The sequence below is a fragment of the Mycobacterium sp. NPDC003449 genome (assembly GCF_053588415.1).
Genome location: NZ_JBSFPX010000165.1, coordinates 1 through 17,338, shown reverse-complemented (window position 1 = coordinate 17,338; position 17,338 = coordinate 1). Strand labels below are relative to the sequence as shown.

General features: G+C 67.7%; 18 protein-coding genes and 1 pseudogene. 14 read left to right on the top strand and 5 right to left on the bottom strand.

Annotated features, from left to right (window positions below; all coding sequences use genetic code 11):
* From ACWDTP_RS29950 to mptB, 3 genes and pseudogenes are all read right to left on the bottom strand, one after another.
* A pseudogene (locus ACWDTP_RS29950) lies at window positions 1-368 on the bottom strand (multidrug ABC transporter permease); the annotation flags it as partial.
* Window positions 365-1,273, bottom strand: coding sequence for an ABC transporter ATP-binding protein (locus ACWDTP_RS29945; RefSeq protein WP_450026639.1), 909 nt, complete (start codon window positions 1,271-1,273; stop codon window positions 365-367). The pseudogene ACWDTP_RS29950 and the gene ACWDTP_RS29945, both read right to left, overlap by 4 nt.
* A gap of 50 nt (window positions 1,274-1,323) precedes the next feature.
* On the bottom strand, window positions 1,324-3,000 hold the full coding sequence (gene mptB, locus ACWDTP_RS29940; RefSeq protein ID WP_450026635.1) for a polyprenol phosphomannose-dependent alpha 1,6 mannosyltransferase MptB: 1,677 nt from the start codon (window positions 2,998-3,000) through the stop codon (window positions 1,324-1,326).
* A gap of 49 nt (window positions 3,001-3,049) precedes the next feature.
* On the opposite strand from mptB, the gene ACWDTP_RS29935 reads away from it, so the two are divergent.
* The 14 genes from ACWDTP_RS29935 (at window position 3,050) to ACWDTP_RS29870 (ending at window position 14,738) form a co-directional block, all read left to right on the top strand.
* Complete coding sequence (locus ACWDTP_RS29935; protein ID WP_450026633.1) at window positions 3,050-3,925, top strand: helix-turn-helix transcriptional regulator; 876 nt, start codon at window positions 3,050-3,052, stop codon at window positions 3,923-3,925.
* Window positions 3,922-5,355 carry a Fe-S cluster assembly protein SufB gene (sufB, locus tag ACWDTP_RS29930; RefSeq protein ID WP_450026631.1) on the top strand — a complete coding sequence of 478 codons (1,434 nt, stop codon included), beginning with the start codon at window positions 3,922-3,924 and terminating at the stop codon, window positions 5,353-5,355. Before ACWDTP_RS29935 ends, sufB begins: the two co-directional genes overlap by 4 nt.
* Before the next feature lie 2 nt (window positions 5,356-5,357).
* Window positions 5,358-6,536: a Fe-S cluster assembly protein SufD gene (sufD, locus tag ACWDTP_RS29925; protein ID WP_450026629.1), complete on the top strand. Its 1,179-nt coding sequence runs from the start codon at window positions 5,358-5,360 to the stop codon at window positions 6,534-6,536.
* Window positions 6,533-7,300 carry a Fe-S cluster assembly ATPase SufC gene (gene sufC / locus ACWDTP_RS29920; protein ID WP_450026627.1) on the top strand — a complete coding sequence of 256 codons (768 nt, stop codon included), beginning with the start codon at window positions 6,533-6,535 and terminating at the stop codon, window positions 7,298-7,300. The genes sufD and sufC overlap by 4 nt, the downstream gene beginning before the upstream one ends.
* Window position 7,301: 1 nt before the next feature.
* Window positions 7,302-8,570: a cysteine desulfurase gene (locus ACWDTP_RS29915; protein WP_450026625.1), complete on the top strand. Its 1,269-nt coding sequence runs from the start codon at window positions 7,302-7,304 to the stop codon at window positions 8,568-8,570.
* 13 nt (window positions 8,571-8,583) lie between these two features.
* On the top strand, window positions 8,584-9,072 hold the full coding sequence (sufU, locus tag ACWDTP_RS29910; RefSeq protein ID WP_450026623.1) for a Fe-S cluster assembly sulfur transfer protein SufU: 489 nt from the start codon (window positions 8,584-8,586) through the stop codon (window positions 9,070-9,072).
* Complete coding sequence (locus ACWDTP_RS29905; protein WP_450026621.1) at window positions 9,069-9,410, top strand: metal-sulfur cluster assembly factor; 342 nt, start codon at window positions 9,069-9,071, stop codon at window positions 9,408-9,410. Before sufU ends, ACWDTP_RS29905 begins: the two co-directional genes overlap by 4 nt.
* 52 nt (window positions 9,411-9,462) lie before the next feature.
* Complete coding sequence (locus ACWDTP_RS29900; RefSeq protein WP_450026619.1) at window positions 9,463-10,095, top strand: RNA polymerase sigma factor; 633 nt, start codon at window positions 9,463-9,465, stop codon at window positions 10,093-10,095.
* A 2-nt stretch (window positions 10,096-10,097) separates the two neighbouring features.
* Window positions 10,098-10,325, top strand: a complete 228-nt coding sequence (locus ACWDTP_RS29895) for an anti-sigma factor family protein (RefSeq protein WP_450026617.1) — start codon at window positions 10,098-10,100, stop codon at window positions 10,323-10,325.
* A 39-nt stretch (window positions 10,326-10,364) separates the two neighbouring features.
* A complete protein-coding gene (locus tag ACWDTP_RS29890; protein WP_450026616.1) occupies window positions 10,365-11,462 on the top strand; it encodes an NADH:flavin oxidoreductase in 1,098 nt (365 codons plus the stop codon).
* 48 nt (window positions 11,463-11,510) lie between these two features.
* Window positions 11,511-11,876, top strand: a complete 366-nt coding sequence (trxA, locus tag ACWDTP_RS29885; protein WP_450026614.1) for a thioredoxin — start codon at window positions 11,511-11,513, stop codon at window positions 11,874-11,876.
* A gap of 15 nt (window positions 11,877-11,891) precedes the next feature.
* Window positions 11,892-12,728 (top strand): enoyl-CoA hydratase, encoded by an 837-nt coding sequence (locus ACWDTP_RS29880; protein WP_450026637.1) that lies wholly within the window; start codon window positions 11,892-11,894, stop codon window positions 12,726-12,728.
* 57 nt (window positions 12,729-12,785) lie between these two features.
* Window positions 12,786-14,414: an ABC-F family ATP-binding cassette domain-containing protein gene (locus tag ACWDTP_RS29875; RefSeq protein ID WP_450026612.1), complete on the top strand. Its 1,629-nt coding sequence runs from the start codon at window positions 12,786-12,788 to the stop codon at window positions 14,412-14,414.
* Between the two features lie 129 nt (window positions 14,415-14,543).
* Window positions 14,544-14,738, top strand: a complete 195-nt coding sequence (locus ACWDTP_RS29870; RefSeq protein ID WP_450026610.1) for a helix-turn-helix domain-containing protein — start codon at window positions 14,544-14,546, stop codon at window positions 14,736-14,738.
* Here the strand turns inward: ACWDTP_RS29870 and ACWDTP_RS29865 are convergent.
* Together ACWDTP_RS29865 and acnA are read right to left on the bottom strand one after the other, a co-directional pair.
* Complete coding sequence (locus ACWDTP_RS29865; protein ID WP_450026608.1) at window positions 14,714-15,310, bottom strand: TetR/AcrR family transcriptional regulator; 597 nt, start codon at window positions 15,308-15,310, stop codon at window positions 14,714-14,716. The two genes, ACWDTP_RS29870 and ACWDTP_RS29865, sit on opposite strands and share 25 nt — an antisense overlap.
* Window positions 15,311-15,371: 61 nt before the next feature.
* Window positions 15,372-17,338: aconitate hydratase AcnA (gene acnA, locus ACWDTP_RS29860; RefSeq protein ID WP_450026606.1), on the bottom strand; the 1,967-nt coding region annotated here is incomplete at its 5' end.

The window sequence follows — 17,338 nt, the reverse complement described above, 5'->3', positions numbered from 1 at the left end:
GTCGCGCAGAACATGGGCTTTGCCCTGAAAATGGCGAAGGTGAGTAAAGCCGAGATCGATACACGTGTCCGGGAGGCCGCCTCTCTGCTCGACCTGGCCTGCCCGGTGAACGCGGTCGAGATCACCGCGAGCGCCATGATGGCCGGTGTGAAGGTGCCGGCGCGATCGTCACCGAAAGAGCCAAGCGGCAATAGCGTGAGCCCGACCAGCAGGGTGATCGGGATGAACATCGTCAGCAGCAGCTGTTCCCCGTTGCGCAGCAGCAGCCGCAGCTCGAGGCCGAACTGGGCGGTCAGCATCTTGGGCACCGTCGCCGGGCGGGGGTCGGGGGTGAAGGTGCCCGGGGCGAATCGGTTGGTCGTCGTCATGGGCGCAACTCCCGTCCGGTCAGATCGAGGAACACATCCTCGAGGCTGCGCTGTTCGACCCGCATATCGGTGGCCAGCACGTTGAGCCGGGCGCACCACGCCGTGACCGTGGCCAGCACCTGCGGATCGATCTGCCCTTCGACCAGGTACTCGCCCGGCGCGGTCTCGGTGGCCTTGTAGTTCTCCGGCAGGGCCGAGATCAGCAGGGACAGGTCGAGCATGCGCGGCGCGGTGAACCGCAGCTGATTCTCCGCGCCGCTGCGCATCAGCTCGGCGGGGGTGCCCGCGGCGACGGCCACCCCGTGGTCGATGATCACGATCCGGTCCGCGAGCTCCTCGGCCTCGGTGAGCTGATGCGTGGTGAGCACCACCGTCACGCCGTCGCGGCGCAGCGCATCGATCAACTCCCACACCACGATTCGTGCGTGCGCATCCATACCCGCGGTGGGCTCGTCGAGGAACACCAGCTCGGGGCGGCCGACCACCGCGCAGGCCAGTGCGAGCCGCTGCTGCTGGCCGCCGGACAGCCTGCGGTAGGTGGTGCGGGCCGACTCGGTCAGCCCGAGGGTGTCCATCAGCCACGCCGGGTCGAGCGGGGCGGCCGCGTAGGAGGCGACCAGGTCGAGCATCTCCCCGGCCCGGGCCGCGGGATAACCGCCACCGCCCTGCAGCATCACGCCGATCCGCTCGCGCAGCCGGGCATTGTCGGCCGTGGGATCGAGACCGAGGATCTCGACCGTGCCCGCGTCGGGCCGGATGAAGCCCTCGCACATCTCGATGGTGGTGGTCTTACCCGCCCCGTTGGGGCCGAGCAGGGCCAGAACCTCGGCCTCGTGCACGTCGAGATCGAGACCCGAGACCGCCGTCGTGGCGCCGTACCGCTTGGTGACCCCGCGCAGCCGCACCGGGGCCGACGAGCCCTTGCGCGAGGAGTCGGCAACATCCGAAGGCGAGGTCACGGGGATTCAGCGTAGGCGTCGCCGGGCGGTGCCGGTGCCTGCGGTGGGCTCGGCGCGGGCCCGGGTGGCCTGCGCCACGGCAGTCTGCGGTAGGTCAACCCGATCAGGATCAGCACGATGATGGTGCTGGCCAGGGTGGCCATGACGATCTGGAACAAGGTGAACCGGTCGCCGTTGGCGGTCGGCCCGAAGATCCCGACGACGAGCGTGATGGCGATGGTCGCACCGCGAAAGCGCGGTCGGGTGGCCCAGGCTGCGAGCGGGATGACCGCCCACAGCAGGTACCACGGTTGCACCACGGGGAACAGCAACACCGTCCCCCCGAGGGCCACGCCGAGGCCGCCGACCGGGTGCAGGCGGCCGCGCAGCACCGCCCACAGCAGCCAGGTGACCAGGATCGAGATCAGGAACACACCGATCCCGCGGGTCAGTCCCAGCACCGCGGTGGTGTGATCGCCGAGGCCGAGCAGGATGCCGACCTGACCCGTACCCAGCGCGAGCAGCGTCGGCGGCGACATCCAGCTGCGCACCACGTTGGCGGTTCCCAGGGTGAACAGCCAGCCGAAACCGAGCCCGCTGGCCCACCCGATCACCGCCATCACGGCCAGCGACACCGCGCCCAGCGACGTGCCCGAGATCAGGAACGCCTTGAGCGTTCCACCCAGGCGCCAGGCCAGGGCCATCGCGACGAATCCCAGCGCGAGCAGCGACGGCAGTTTGACCTGCGAGGACAGCGCGATCAGCACGGTGCCGAAGAGCAGCGCCGCCATCGGCTGCCAGCTCTGCCAGTCGGCGCGGCCGCCCGGCCGGTCCGGGTGCGCGGGCAGTAACGGTTTGGCGGAGTCGATCCCGCGCAGCGCGAATTCAGTACCGGCCAGCATCAGGCCGAGCATCAGCGCTTCGTTGTGGATACCCGCGACCAGGTGCATGAACAGCAGCGGGTTGCAGGCGCCCAGCCACAGCGCACTGACCTCGGCCACCCCGCAGCGGCGAGCCAGGCGCGGGGTGGCCCACACGATCAAACCGACTCCGGCGAGCACGACCAGCCGGTGACAGAGCACCGCGGCGACGATGTCCTCGCCGGTCAACGCCGATATGCCTTTGCCGATCCACAGAAAGAGCGGACCGTAGGGCGCGGGTGTCTCCCGCCACAGGGTCGGCACCGACAGGGTGAACACGTGGTCGAGCCCGAGTCCGGTCGCCGGGCCGACTCGGTAGGGATCGAGGCCGATCAGGCCGATCTCGCTCTGCGCCAGATAGGAGTAGACGTCGCGGCTGTACATGGGTGGGGCGATCAGCAGCGGCAACGCCCACAGCAGCAGGGTGCGGTCGAGCTGGCTGCGCGACATCCGCCGCGGGCCGAGGGCGAACCGGCCGAGCATCAGCCAGGCCAGCGCCATCATCACGGCGCCGGTGGTGGTCATGGTCAGCGATACGGTCTGGATCCGGGACGGCAGGTTGAGCAGCCGCACCCCGAAGGTCGGATCCTGTACGACGGGCCGGGCACCGGCGCCGAGCGCCCCGATCGCCATCAGCACCGTTCCGGTCGCCCCGAACAGCCGGGTCCGCCGCATGGTGACGATCTCGGCGTCGTTGAGCGGCGACCCGACCGGGCGTTCGTCACCGTGCCACCGGGCGATCGACGAGCTGAAGGACGACAGGCGGGTGGCCATCAGTGCAGCGTAGCCGTCGGCGATCGGGGCCCCCGCCGGGCAAGCGCCGGTGCCCGGCCGGTCAGGTGGCGGCCATCACGTAAGGGTGCCCTTGCTAGAACCGTCCACGGAATTCCGTCACAATGGTGTTGTGAAAATACGTCCGCCAGCCGCGCGCGCGGCGGAAGCCGGTCGGCCGGCTCCCGCCGGTGAAGTCGTGCCGGTTTCGGATGGGCAGACGCGCCGGGCCATCATCCAACTCCTGCTGGAAGGCCCGATCACCGCAGGACAGATCGGCGATCGGCTCGGCATCTCGGCGGCCGGGGCGCGCAGGCATCTCGATGCCCTGATCGATGCGGGTGACGCCCAGTCCAGCGCGGCCGCATCCTGGCAGCACAACGGCAGGGGCCGGCCGGCCAAGCGGTATCGGTTGACCGCCACCGGCCGGGCCAAGCTGGGCCACACCTACGACGATCTGGCCGTCGCCGCGATACGGCAACTGCGCGAGATCGGCGGAAAGGACGCGGTCCGCACCTTCGCCCGGCGTCGCATCGACAGCATCCTGGCGGGTGTGGCCGAGGGGTCCGATGACGTCGCGGGCACCGCGAACCTGGTGGCGGACGCCCTCACCAGGGCCGGGTACGCGACCACGACGACGCCGGTGAGCGGACCGATCCACGGTGTGCAGATCTGCCAGCACCACTGTCCGATATCGCATGTGGCCGAGGAATTTCCGGAGCTGTGCGAGACGGAGGGCGAGGCGTTCGCCGAGAAACTCGGCACCCATGTGCAGCGCCTTGCGACCATCGTCAACGGCGACTGTGCCTGTACCACGCACGTCCCGCTGGATTCGGACGACACAGAGAAATCGGACAATTCGACCGAGGTTCGGCGCACAGCCCGCGCCGGCACCACCACCACGATCGACCAAGGAGCGTCGACATGACGACCACCCCCGAGGCACCACAACTGACCCAGGAAGAGACGATCGCCTCGCTGGGTAAGTACGGCTACGGCTGGGCGGATTCCGACATCGCGGGCGCAAGCGCGCAACGCGGCCTCAACGAGGCCGTGGTGCGTGACATCTCGGCCAAGAAGAACGAACCCGAGTGGATGCTCGACATCCGGCTCAAGGCCCTGCGCACGTTCGACAAGAAGCCGATGCCGCACTGGGGTTCCAACCTCGAGGGCATCGACTTCGACAACATCAAGTACTTCGTGCGGTCCACCGAGAAGCAGGCCGCGTCCTGGGAGGACCTGCCCGAGGACATCCGCAACACCTACGACAAGCTCGGCATCCCCGAGGCCGAGAAGCAGCGCCTGGTCGCCGGGGTGGCCGCGCAGTACGAGTCCGAGGTCGTCTACCACCAGATCCGCGAGGACCTGGAGGCGCAGGGCGTCATCTTCCTGGACACCGACTCGGGGCTGCGCGAACACCCCGAGATCTTCAAGCAGTACTTCGGCACGGTGATCCCGGCCGGCGACAACAAGTTCTCCGCGCTGAACACCGCGGTGTGGTCGGGTGGTTCGTTCATCTACGTGCCGCCGGGGGTACATGTCGACATCCCGCTGCAGGCCTACTTCCGGATCAACACCGAGAACATGGGCCAGTTCGAGCGCACGCTGATCATCGCCGACGAGGGCGCCTACGTGCACTACGTCGAGGGGTGTACGGCGCCGATCTACAAGTCCGACTCGCTGCATTCGGCGGTCGTCGAGATCGTGGTCAAGCCCGGTGCGCGGGTCCGGTACACGACCATCCAGAACTGGTCGAACAACGTCTACAACCTGGTCACCAAGCGGGCCAGGGCCGAGGCCGGCGCCACCATGGAGTGGATCGACGGCAACATCGGCTCGAAGGTCACGATGAAGTACCCGGCCGTGTGGATGACCGGTGAGCACGCCAAGGGCGAGGTGCTCTCGGTGGCGTTCGCCGGCGAGGGTCAGCACCAGGACACCGGCGCGAAAATGCTGCACCTGGCGCCCCACACCTCGTCGAACATCGTGTCCAAGTCGGTGGCCCGTGGCGGCGGCCGCGCGTCCTACCGCGGTCTGATCCAGGTCAACAAGGGTGCGCACGGCTCGCGGTCGAGCGTGAAATGCGATGCGCTGCTGGTCGATACGGTCAGCCGCTCCGACACCTACCCCTACGTCGACATCCGTGAGGACGACGTCACGATGGGGCACGAGGCCACCGTGTCCAAGGTCAGTGAGGATCAGCTGTTCTACCTGATGAGCCGCGGCCTGACCGAGGACGAGGCGATGGCCATGGTGGTGCGCGGGTTCGTCGAGCCGATCGCCAAGGAACTCCCGATGGAATACGCGCTCGAGCTGAACCGGCTCATCGAGCTGCAGATGGAAGGCGCGGTCGGCTAGTAATGGCAACGGAGAACCTGACTTCGGCGGTCGAGGGCGCCAACAAGGGCGAGCTGTTCACCTCATTCGACGTCGAGGCCTTCGAGGTGCCCGGCGGCCGCGACGAGCTGTGGCGGTTCACCCCGCTCAAGCGGCTGCGCGGGCTGCACAACGGGTCGGCCCCGGTGACCGGCAGCGCGCTGATCGAGGTGAGTGAACGTCCCGGCGTCGCGGTCGAGACCGTGCAGCGCGGTGACGAGCGACTCGGACAGGGCGGGGTGCCCGCGGACCGGATCGCCGCACAGGCGTTTTCGTCGTTCGGGCACGCCACCATCGTCACGGTGGGGCGCAATACCCAGCTCGACGAACCCATCGAGATCACCGTCAGCGGCCCCGGTGAGGGCAACACCGCCTACGGGCACCTGCAGGTACGGGTCGACGAGCTCGCGGAGGCCGTGGTCGTCATCGACCATCGCGGCAGCGGAACCTACGCCGACAACGTCGAATTCGTGCTCGGGGACGCGGCCCACCTCAAGGTGGTGTCGATCGCCGACTGGGCTGACGACGCGGTGCATGTCAGCATGCATCACGCGACACTGGGCAAGGATGCGGTGCTGCGCCACTTCGCGGTCACCCTTGGCGCCGACGTGGCGCGGCTGACCGGTCGGGTCCGGTTCTGCGCCCCCGGCGGTGACGCCGAACTGCTCGGCCTGTATTTCGCCGATGACGGTCAGCACTTCGAATCACGGCTGCTGGTCGATCACGCCCAACCGAACTGCCGTTCCCACGTGACCTACAAGGGCGCACTGCAGGGCGATCCGGATTCGAGCAGGCCCGACACCCACACGGTGTGGGTCGGTGATGTGCTGATCCGGGCCGAGGCCACCGGGACCGACACCTACGAGGTGAACCGCAACCTGGTACTCACCGATGGGGCACGGGCCGACTCGGTACCGAACCTGGAGATCGAGACCGGGGAGATCATCGGGGCCGGGCACGCCAGTGCCACCGGCCGATTCGACGACGAGCAGCTCTTCTATCTGCAGGCCCGTGGCATTCCCGAGGAGCAGGCCAGGCGCCTGGTGGTGCGCGGATTCTTCGGCGAACTGATTCAGAAGATCGCCGTGCCCGCGGTCCGGGACCGCCTCACCGAGGCCATCGAACACGAACTTGAGCTAACCGAAGGAACGAAGCAGCAATGAGCACTCTGGAAATCAAGGACCTCCACGTCAGTGTGGCCGCGACCGAGGCGGCCGAGGAGATCCCGATCCTCAAGGGCGTCGACCTGACCGTGAAGGCGGGGGAGACCCATGCGGTGATGGGGCCCAACGGATCCGGGAAGTCCACGCTGTCCTACGCGATCGCCGGCCACCCCAAGTACACCGTGACCTCGGGCTCGATCACGCTCGACGGGCAGGACGTCCTGGAGATGAGCATCGACGAAAGAGCCCGGGCTGGGCTGTTTCTGGCGATGCAGTACCCGGTCGAGGTGCCCGGCGTGTCGATGTCGAACTTCCTGCGCACCGCGGCTACCGCGGTGCGTGGCGAGGCGCCCAAGCTGCGGCACTGGGTCAAAGAGGTCAAGGGTGCGATGGACGACCTCGACATCGACCAGGCGTTCGGCGAGCGCAGCGTCAACGAGGGATTCTCCGGTGGCGAGAAGAAGCGGCACGAGATCCTGCAGTTGGCGTTGCTCAAACCCAAGATCGCGATCCTCGACGAGACCGACTCCGGTCTGGACGTCGACGCCCTGCGGGTGGTCAGCGAGGGGGTCAACCGCTACGCCGAGGAAACCCACGGCGGGATCCTGCTGATCACGCACTACACCCGGATCCTGCGGTACATCCAGCCGCAGTTCGTGCATGTGTTCGTCGGGGGCCGGATCGTCGAGTCCGGTGGACCTGAATTGGCCGATGAACTCGAAGAGAACGGATACGTGCGCTTCACCCAAGCCGTCGGAGCATGACATGACCATCGCTGCACAGTCGTTGGATGTCGCCGAACTGTCCAGGATCCGGTCTGATTTTCCGATCCTGAGCCGGGTGATGCGCGGTGGAAAACAACTGGCGTACCTGGATTCCGGGGCCACCTCGCAGAAACCGCTGGCGGTGCTCGACGCCGAGCGTGACTTCCTGACCACCTCCAACGGCGCCGTACACCGCGGTGCGCACCAGCTGATGGAGGAGTCGACGGACGCCTATGAGCAGGGGCGCGCCGATATCGCGGACTTCGTCGGTGCCGACGCCGATGAGCTGGTCTTCACCAAGAACGCCACCGAGTCGATCAACCTGGTGTCGTATGTGCTGGGGGACAAGCGTTTCGAGCATGCCGTCGGCCCTGGCGACGTCATCGTCACGACCGAACTCGAACACCACGCCAATCTGATCCCCTGGCAGGAGCTCGCCGAGCGCACCGGGGCCACCCTGCGCTGGTACGGAGTCACATCGGAGGGGCCCGACGCCGGTCGCATCGACCTGGACTCGCTGCAGCTCGACGAACGCGTCAAAGTCGTTGCCTTCAGCCATCATTCGAACGTCACGGGAGCCATCGCACCGGTCGCTGAGCTGGTGGCGCGGGCCAGGGCGGTCGGAGCGCTGACCGTGCTGGACGCCTGCCAGTCAGTACCCCACCAGCCGGTCGACCTGCACGCGCTCGACGTCGACTTCGCGGCGTTCTCCGGGCACAAGATGCTGGGGCCCACCGGCATCGGTGTGCTCTACGGCCGCCGCGAACTGCTCGACGCGATGCCGCCATTCCTCACCGGCGGGTCGATGATCGAGACCGTCACGATGGAGAAGACCACGTTCGCGCCCGCGCCGCAGCGGTTCGAGGCGGGCACCCCGATGACCTCGCAGGTCGTCGGGCTGGGCGCCGCGGCGCGGTACCTGAACGCGATCGGCCCGGCCGCCGTCGAAGCACACGAGGCCGAACTGGTCGCCGCCGCGCTGGAGGGTTTACGGGAGGTGCCGGGGGTTCGGATCATCGGGCCCACTTCCCTGGAGCACCGGGGTTCACCGGTGAGTTTCGTCGTCGACGGCATCCACGCCCACGACGTCGGGCAGGTGCTCGACGACGAGGGGGTCGCCGTACGCGTCGGCCATCACTGCGCGTGGCCGTTGCACCGCCGATTCGGTATCGCCGCCACCGCCCGTGCGTCGTTCGCGGTGTACAACACGCTCGACGAGGTCGACCGGCTGGTGGCCGGGGTGAAACGTGCCGTGGAGTTCTTTGCGTGACGGCGGGCGACCGATGAGAATGGAACAGATGTACCAGGAAGTCATCCTGGACCACTACAAGCATCCGCACCATCGCGGGTTGCGGGAGCCGTTCGGGGCCGAGGTGCATCACGTCAACCCGACCTGCGGTGACGAGGTGACGTTGCGGGTGGCGCTGTCCGGGGACGGCGATAGCGTCGCCGACATCTCCTACGACGGGCAGGGGTGCTCGATCAGCCAGGCCGCCACCTCGGTGCTGACCGATCAGGTGATCGGCCTGACCGTAGGCGATGCCCTCAAGACGGTCGAGGCGTTCACCGAGATGATTTCCTCACGCGGCAGCCTTGAGGGGGACGAGGATGTACTCGGCGACGGCATCGCGTTCGCGGGGGTCGCCAAATACCCGGCGCGGGTGAAATGCGCGCTGCTGGGCTGGCTGGCTTTCAAGGCCGCGCTGGCGGAGGCCAGGCCATCGAACGGAGCGCTGGCTGCGACCAGTGATGATGTGGAGGAACAGCGATGAGCGAGACCGCGACCGACGAATTTCTGGCCGACGTCGAAGAGGCGATGCGCGATGTGGTGGATCCGGAGCTGGGCATCAACGTCGTCGACCTCGGACTGGTCTACGGACTCAACGTCGAGGAGGGCGAGTCGGGCACCGTCGCCCTGATCGACATGACCCTGACCTCGGCGGCCTGCCCGCTCACCGATGTCATCGAGGATCAGTCGCGCACCGCGCTGGTGGGTGCCGGCCTGGTCGACGAGCTCAAGATCAACTGGGTGTGGAATCCGCCGTGGGGTCCGGACAAGATCACCGACGACGGGCGCGAACAGTTGCGGGCCCTCGGTTTCACCGTCTGATTTCGCGTATCCGCACGGTGATCCGATCCGCGGCGCGGCGGCTGGGTACGCCATGATCGTCACCGTGGAGGAATCGGAACTCATCCCGGCGTTGCGCCGCGGCGACGAGTCCGCGTTCGCGATGCTGGTCGACCGGCACACACCCGCCATGCTGCGGGTGGCGCGCGGATACGTGCCGACCGCCGAGATCGCCGAAGAGGTGGTGCAGGAGGCGTGGATCGCACTGATCGAGGGCATCGACAAGTTCGAGGGCCGATCATCGCTGCGGACCTGGCTGTTCACCGTGATGATCAACATCGCCAAGACCCGGGGGGTCCGGGAGCGCCGTGACGCCGACGCCGCGATCGCGGCGTTCACCGGTGGCACGGTGGACCCGGCCCGATTCCGCACCGGCGAGGATCCCTGGCCGGGGCATTGGCGATCCGACTCCCAGCCCAGCCCGTTTCCCGAGACGCCGGAGAATTCGGTGCTGGGGGCCGAACTCATCGCGGTCGCCGGTCGTGAACTGGAGAAACTGCCGGACCGCCAGCGCACCGTGGTGACCCTGCGCGACCTGCTCGGGTTCGAGGCCGCGGAGGTGTGCCTGCTGCTCGGCCTCACCGCCGCCAATCAGCGGGTACTGCTGCACCGGGGGCGTGCCGCCCTGCGGCAGGCACTGGAGGCGTATCTGGGAGGGGTGAGTTAGCGATGGACTGCAACGAACTCGTGGAACTCGTCACCGCATACCTCGACGATGCGCTGGACGCCGACACCCGGGCCCGCTTCGATCTGCATCTGCTGGATTGCGACGGCTGCGAAAACTACCTGCAGCAGTTCCGTCAGACCGTGCGCACCGTCGGCCGGATCGGCGAGGGGGAGTTCGATCCGGAGTTTCGCGCGCGGCTGCTCGAGGCGTTTAAAGACTTCGGTGAATAAAACGGAATCCGGCTGTATCCGGCTCCGTTGGACCTAGGCGTGAATGCATCTCCCGACGCGCTGTTCAGGCCGCTGACCATCGGGTCCCTGACGGTCCCGAATCGCTTCGCGATGGCCCCGATGACCCGGCGGGCCTCGCCCGCCGGGATACCCGGACCCGATGTCGCCGCCTACTACGCGCGGCGCGCGGCCGGCGGCGTCGGGCTGATCATCACCGAAGGCGTACGCCTGGCCGATGCTGCCGCCGGATGGCCGCCGGAGGTGCCGACCATCGTCGGCGCCGACGTGCTGGCCGGCTGGCGGGCCGTCACCGACGCCGTGCACAGCCACGGCGCGGTCATCGCCGCACAGCTGTGGCATCAGGGCGCCGAACGGGACGACTCCGACGGCGTGGCTCCGGTGAGCCCGTCCGGCCTGAACAGCCTCGGGGTGGCCAAGGGCCGTGCGCTGCGCTCCGACGAGCTGGCCGGGGTGGCGGCGGGGTTCGCCGAAGCCGCGCGCAACGCCCGCGATGCCGGCTTCGACGCGGTCGAACTGCACGGCGCCCACGGCTATCTGCTCGACGAATTCCTGTGGGAGGGGACAAATCGGCGCACCGACGGATACGGCGGCTCGGTGGCCGCGCGGACCAGGTTCCCGGCCGAGGTGGTGGCGGCGGTGCGCGACGCCGTCGGAGCCGAATTCCCGATCATCTACCGGTTCTCGCAGTGGAAGGCCAACGCCTACGACGCGCGGATCGCGGCCACCCCGGCCGAACTGGAGGAAGTGCTGGCGCCGTTGGTCGACGCGGGGGTGAACGTCCTGCATCCCTCGACACGGCGGCACTATCTGCCCGGGTTCACCGGATCGTCGTTGAGCCTGGCGGGCTGGAGCAAGCGGATCACCGGCCTCCCGGTGATCGGGGTCGGTTCGGTGGGGCTGTCCACCGAGTTCACCCCGGGCCGGTCGGGTCGCGATGTGATCACCCCGGCCCCGGTGGATCGGCTGGTAGAGCAGTTCGCCGCGGGGGAATTCGACATCGTCGCCGTCGGGCGCGCCCTGCTGGCCGATCCGGCCTGGGTGAACCGGCTGCGCGACGACACGCTGGCCGGTTTCGGCGGCTACCACGCCGAAACCGCGCTGGCCAGCTTGTATTGACCCCTAGGGTGGGGAACAGGCCGTCCCACCCCCGACGTTAGGACAGGTGTGAGTACGCAAGACATCACCGCAGACAAATTCAACGACACCATCAACGACAACGACATCGTGCTGGTGGACTTCTGGGCGTCGTGGTGCGGGCCGTGTCGCGCGTTCGCGCCGACGTTCGCCGCGTCCTCCGACAAACACCCGGACGTGGTGCACGGCAAGGTCGACACCGAGGCCGAGCAGGGGCTCGCCGCGGCCGCCGACATCCGGTCGATCCCGACACTGATGGCGTTCAAGAAGGGCAAGCTGGTCTTCAACCAGGCCGGGGCGCTGCCGCCGGCGGCCCTGGAGGAACTGGTGCAGAAGGTCAAGGAGTTCGACGTGGACGCGGCGATCGCCGCACAGGACGACGCCGAACAGGTGTAGCCGCCGGCACGCGCGATAGCGTGCTTGTCCGTGGCTGAATCCAACCAATTCGTTCTGGTCGAGCGTCCCCGTGCGGGCCTGGCCCTGGTGACCCTCAACCGGCCGGAGCGGATGAACTCGATGGCGTTCGACGTCATGGTGCCGCTCAAGCAGACGCTCGAGGAGCTGCGCTACGACAACTCGGTGCGCGTCGTCGTTCTGACCGGGGCCGGGCGAGGCTTCTCCTCGGGTGCCGACCACAAGTCCGCGGGCGCGGTGCCGAACGTCGAGGGGCTGACCCGGCCGACGTTCGCGCTGCGGTCGATGGAGCTCCTCGACGATGTGATCTTGGCCCTACGCCGCCTGCACCAACCGGTGATCGCCGCGGTCAACGGTGCCGCCATCGGCGGTGGGCTGTGTCTAGCGTTGGCCTGCGATGTCCGGGTCGCGGCATCCGGCGCGTATTTCCGCGCCGCCGGGATCAACAACGGGCTGACGGCCAGTGAGCTGGGCTTGTCCTATCTGTTGCCGCGGGCCATCGGCTCCTCGCGGGCGTTCGAGATCATGCTCACCGGCCGCGACGTCGACGCCGAGGAAGCCCAACGCATCGGGCTGGTGTCACATTCGGTCCCCGACAGTGAGCTGCTCGACACCTGTTACCGGATGGCCGAGGGCATGGCCGCGTTCTCCCGGCCGGGAATCGAGTTGACCAAGCGCACACTTTGGAGTGGACTGGACGCCGCTAGCCTGGAAGGGCACATGCAGGCCGAAGGTCTGGGGCAACTTTTCGTGCGCCTGCTCACCGCAAACTTCGAAGAGGCGGTCGCCGCGCGCGCGGAGAAACGGCCCCCGGAATTCACCGACGAGCGCTAGCGCGAGGAGCCGACGGGTAACGACCACACGTAACAGGGAAATGAGGAGGACGGCAGCGTGATCACCGCAACGGACCTGGAGGTCCGCGCCGGCGCGCGCACGTTGCTTTCCATCGACGGCTCCGCGCTGCGGGTGCAGCCCGGCGACCGGATCGGCCTGGTCGGACGCAACGGGGCGGGCAAGACGACGACCATGCGCATCCTGGCCGGGGAGGGCGAGCCGTACGCCGGATCGGTCAGCACGACCGGCGAAATAGGTTATCTGCCACAGGATCCCAAAGAAGGCGATCTCGACGTGCTGGCCCGCGACCGGGTGCTGTCGGCCCGCGGGCTGGACACCCTGCTCGCCGACCTGGAAAAGCAGCAGGTGCTGATGGCCGAGGTCGCCGACGATGCGGCCCGCGACAAGGCGGTCCGCCGCTACGGCCAGCTCGAGGAGCGGTTCTCGGCGTTGGGCGGGTACGCCGCCGAAAGTGAGGCGGGCCGGATCTGCGCCAGCCTCGGCCTGCCCGAGCGGGTTCTGACCCAGCCGCTGCGCACGCTGTCGGGCGGTCAGCGGCGACGGGTGGAGCTGGCCCGCATCCTGTTCGCGGCCTCGGAAGCGGGGTCGGGTTCGGCCACCACACTGTTGCTCGACGAGCCCACCAACCACCTCGACGCCGACTCGATCGGCTGGCTGCGGGACTTCCTGCACAACCACACCGGCGGGCTTGTGGTGATCAGTCACAACGTGGATCTGCTCGCTGAGGTGGTCAACCGGGTGTGGTTCCTCGATGCGGTGCGTGGTGAGGCCGACGTCTACAACATGGGCTGGCAGAAGTATCTCGATGCCCGCGCCACCGACGAGCAGCGCAGGCGCCGTGAACGCGCCAACGCCGAGCGGAAGGCCTCCGCGCTGCGCACCCAGGCCGCGAAGATGGGCGCCAAGGCCACCAAAGCCGTTGCCGCGCAGAATATGTTGCGCCGCGCCGATCGGATGATGGCGGCGTTGGACGACGAGCGGGTGGCCGACAAGGTGGCCCGGATCAAGTTCCCGAGCCCGGCGGCGTGCGGCAAGACTCCACTGGTGGCCAAGGGACTGACCAAGACCTACGGGTCGTTGGAGATCTTCACCGGTGTCGATCTGGCCATCGACCGGGGATCGCGGGTGGTGGTGCTCGGGCTCAACGGTGCGGGCAAGACGACGCTGCTTCGGCTGCTGGCCGGTGCCGAGACGGCCGATGCCGGCGAGTTGGAGCCCGGCCACGGACTCAAGCTCGGCTACTTCGCCCAGGAACACGACACGCTCGACGATCACGCCACGGTATGGGAGAACATCCGCCACGCCGCCCCCGATACCGGCGAGCAGGATCTGCGGGGTCTGCTGGGCGCCTTCATGTTTACCGGCCCGCAGCTGGAGCAGCCGGCAGGCACGCTGTCCGGCGGCGAGAAGACCCGGTTGGCGCTGGCCGGGCTGGTCGCCTCCACCGCCAACGTGCTGCTGCTCGACGAGCCGACCAACAACCTCGACCCGGCGTCGCGTGAGCAGGTGCTCGACGCGTTGCGCAGTTATCAGGGGGCGGTGGTGTTGGTGACACACGATCCGGGCGCCGCCGAGGCGCTCGATCCGCAGCGTGTGGTGCTGCTGCCGGACGGCACCGAGGACTTCTGGTCCAACGAGTACCGGGATCTGATCGAGCTCGCCTGATCCGAAATCTCAAGACCCGCCGGATTTTCGGACACGTAAATCGAAGACGTTTGGCCAATTCCGCCCACCTGTGTGTGACGGGTTCCTACTCTGGGTATGCGTCGGGACATCGAGAGCGGGGAGATGTCGATGAAGGAAACCAGCACGACCCGGGACCAGCTGCTGACCGAGCTGCGGAGCGCCTACGAGGGGGGCGCGAGCATCCGTTCGCTGGTCGCGAGGACCGGTCGATCGTACGGCTCGATACACAGCTTGCTGCGCGAGTCGGGGACCACCATGCGCAGCCGTGGCGGGCCCAATCACCGCACCCGGTCGAGACCCTGACCCGCCGGCTGCTGTTGCCGCACAGAGGCTTCGACGAGGTCGAGGACGGCGCTGAGCTGCTTGGGATCGTCGCCGGAGGCCAGGTGCGCGATCAGGCCGTCGAGCACCAGGTCCAGGTAGATGTGCAGCACCTCGCTCGGCACGTCGTCGCGCAGCCGCCCGGCCTGCTTCTGGCGGCGTAGACGCTCGGTGGTGGCCGCCGACAGCTCGGCGGAGCGTTCCGCCCAGCCCCGGTGAAACGCCGGGTCGTTGCGGAGCTTTCGGGCGATCTCCAGCCGCGTGGCCAGCCAGTCGAACTGCTCGGGCGCGGCGAGCATGTTCCGCATCACCTGGATCAGGCCTTCACGGGCGGCCACATCGGCCATCCGTTCCGCATCCTCGCGGGCCAGCTCGAAGAACAGGGTGTCCTTGTCCTTGAAGTGGTGAAAGATCGCGCCGCGCGACAGCCCGATGGTGTGTTCGAGCCGTCGCACGGTCGCGCTCTCGTACCCGTACTGGGCGAAGCAGCGCCTGGCGCCGTCAAGGATCTGACGGCGCCGGGCCGCGAGGTGGTCGTCGGTTACCCGGGGCACTTCACACACACTCCTCGCGCAAGCGCTCGTCGGCGTCCCGCTGCTATCGCTTCGACCCGGTCTACTTCGACTTCAGCATATTGCGCAGCACGTACTGCAGGATGCCGCCGTTGCGGTAGTAGTCGGCCTCACCGGGCGTGTCGATGCGGACCACCGCGTCGAATTGAACCGTCTCGCCATTTTCGCGGGTGGCGGTCACCTTCACCGTCTTGGGCGTCTTGCCCTCGTTCAGCGCGGTGATGCCCGCGATATCGAAGGTCTCGGTACCGTCCAGTTTGAGGCTCGCTGCCGATTCGCCGGCCGGGAACTGCAGCGGGATGACGCCCATACCAATGAGATTCGACCGGTGGATGCGCTCGAATGACTCGGTGATGACAGCCTTCACTCCCAGCAGCACCGTGCCCTTGGCCGCCCAGTCACGCGATGAGCCGGAACCGTATTCCTTGCCGCCGAGGACCACGAGCGGGATACCGGCCTTCTGGTAGTTGACCGACGCGTCGTAGATGAACGACTGGGGCCCACCATCCTGGGTGAAGTCGCGGGTGTAGCCGCCCGAGACATCGTCCAGCAGCTGGTTGCGCAACCGGATGTTGGCGAAGGTGCCGCGAATCATCACCTCGTGGTTGCCGCGCCGCGACCCCAGCGAGTTGTAGTCCTTGCGTTCGACGCCGTTGGCATCGAGGTACTGCGCGGCCGGGGTGCCCGGCTTGATCGCACCGGCCGGGCTGATGTGGTCGGTGGTCACCGAATCACCCAGCAGTGCAAGCACTCTGGCGCCGGTGATGTCGCCGACCGGCTCCGGATCGGCAGGCATGCCGTCGAAATACGGGGCCTTGCGCACATAGGTGGAGCTGTCGGCCCACTCGAAGGTGTTGCCCTCAGGGGTGGGCAGTGAGCGCCAACGCTCGTCGCCCTTGAACACGTCGGCATAGGAGTCGGTGAACATCTCCCGGTTGATCGAGCTGGCGATGGTCTCCTCGATCTCGGCGGCCGACGGCCAGATGTCCTTCAAGAAGACGTCATTGCCGTCCTGATCGGTGCCCAGCGGGTCGGACTCGAAGTCGAAGTCCATGGTGCCCGCGATGCCGTAGGCGATGACCAGGGGCGGGGAGGCCAGGTAGTTCATCTTGACGTCGGGGGAGATGCGGCCCTCGAAGTTGCGGTTACCCGAGAGCACCGCGGTGACCGAGAGGTCGTTGTCGTTGACCGCCTTCGAGATCTCGTCGGGCAGCGGGCCGGTGTTGCCGATGCAGGTGGTGCAGCCGTAGCCGCCAAGGTAGTAGCCCAGCTTCTCCAGGTACGGCCACAGGCCGGCCTTGTTGTAGTAGTCGGTGACCACCTGCGACCCGGGCGCCATGTTCGTCTTGACCCACGGCTTGGAGGTCAGCCCCTTCTCGACGGCCTTCTTGGCCAGCAGCGCCGCGCCGATCATCACCGACGGGTTGGAGGTGTTGGTGCACGAGGTGATACCGGCGACGACGACGGCACCGTGGTCGAGCACGAACTCGCCGCGCTCCTCGGATTTCACGGTGATCGGTTTGGACGGCCTGCCCTCGGCGCCGTTGGCGGCCGACGGACGCACATCGACCGCACCGTCGTCGGCGAACGACAGCTTGGCCGGGTCCGAGGCCGGGAACGATTCCTCTACCGCCTCGTCGAGCTGCGTGTGCGGGGTCGGCAGGTTCTCCTCGACGTAGTTGTGGATGTCCTTGCGGAACGCGTTCTTGGCATCCGTGAGCTCGATGCGGTCCTGCGGGCGTTTCGGGCCGGAAATGGAGGGCACCACGGTGGACAGGTCGAGCTCGAGGTATTCGGAGAAGGCCGGCTCGTGGTCGGGCTCATGCCACATGCCCTGGGCCTTGGCGTAGGCCTCGACCAGGGCCAGCTGCTGGTCGTCGCGCCCGGTCAGCCGCAGGTAGTTGATGGTCTCCTCATCGATCGGGAAGATCGCTGCGGTGGAACCGAATTCGGGGCTCATATTGCCCAGGGTGGCGCGGTTGGCCAGCGGCACCTCGGCCACGCCCTTGC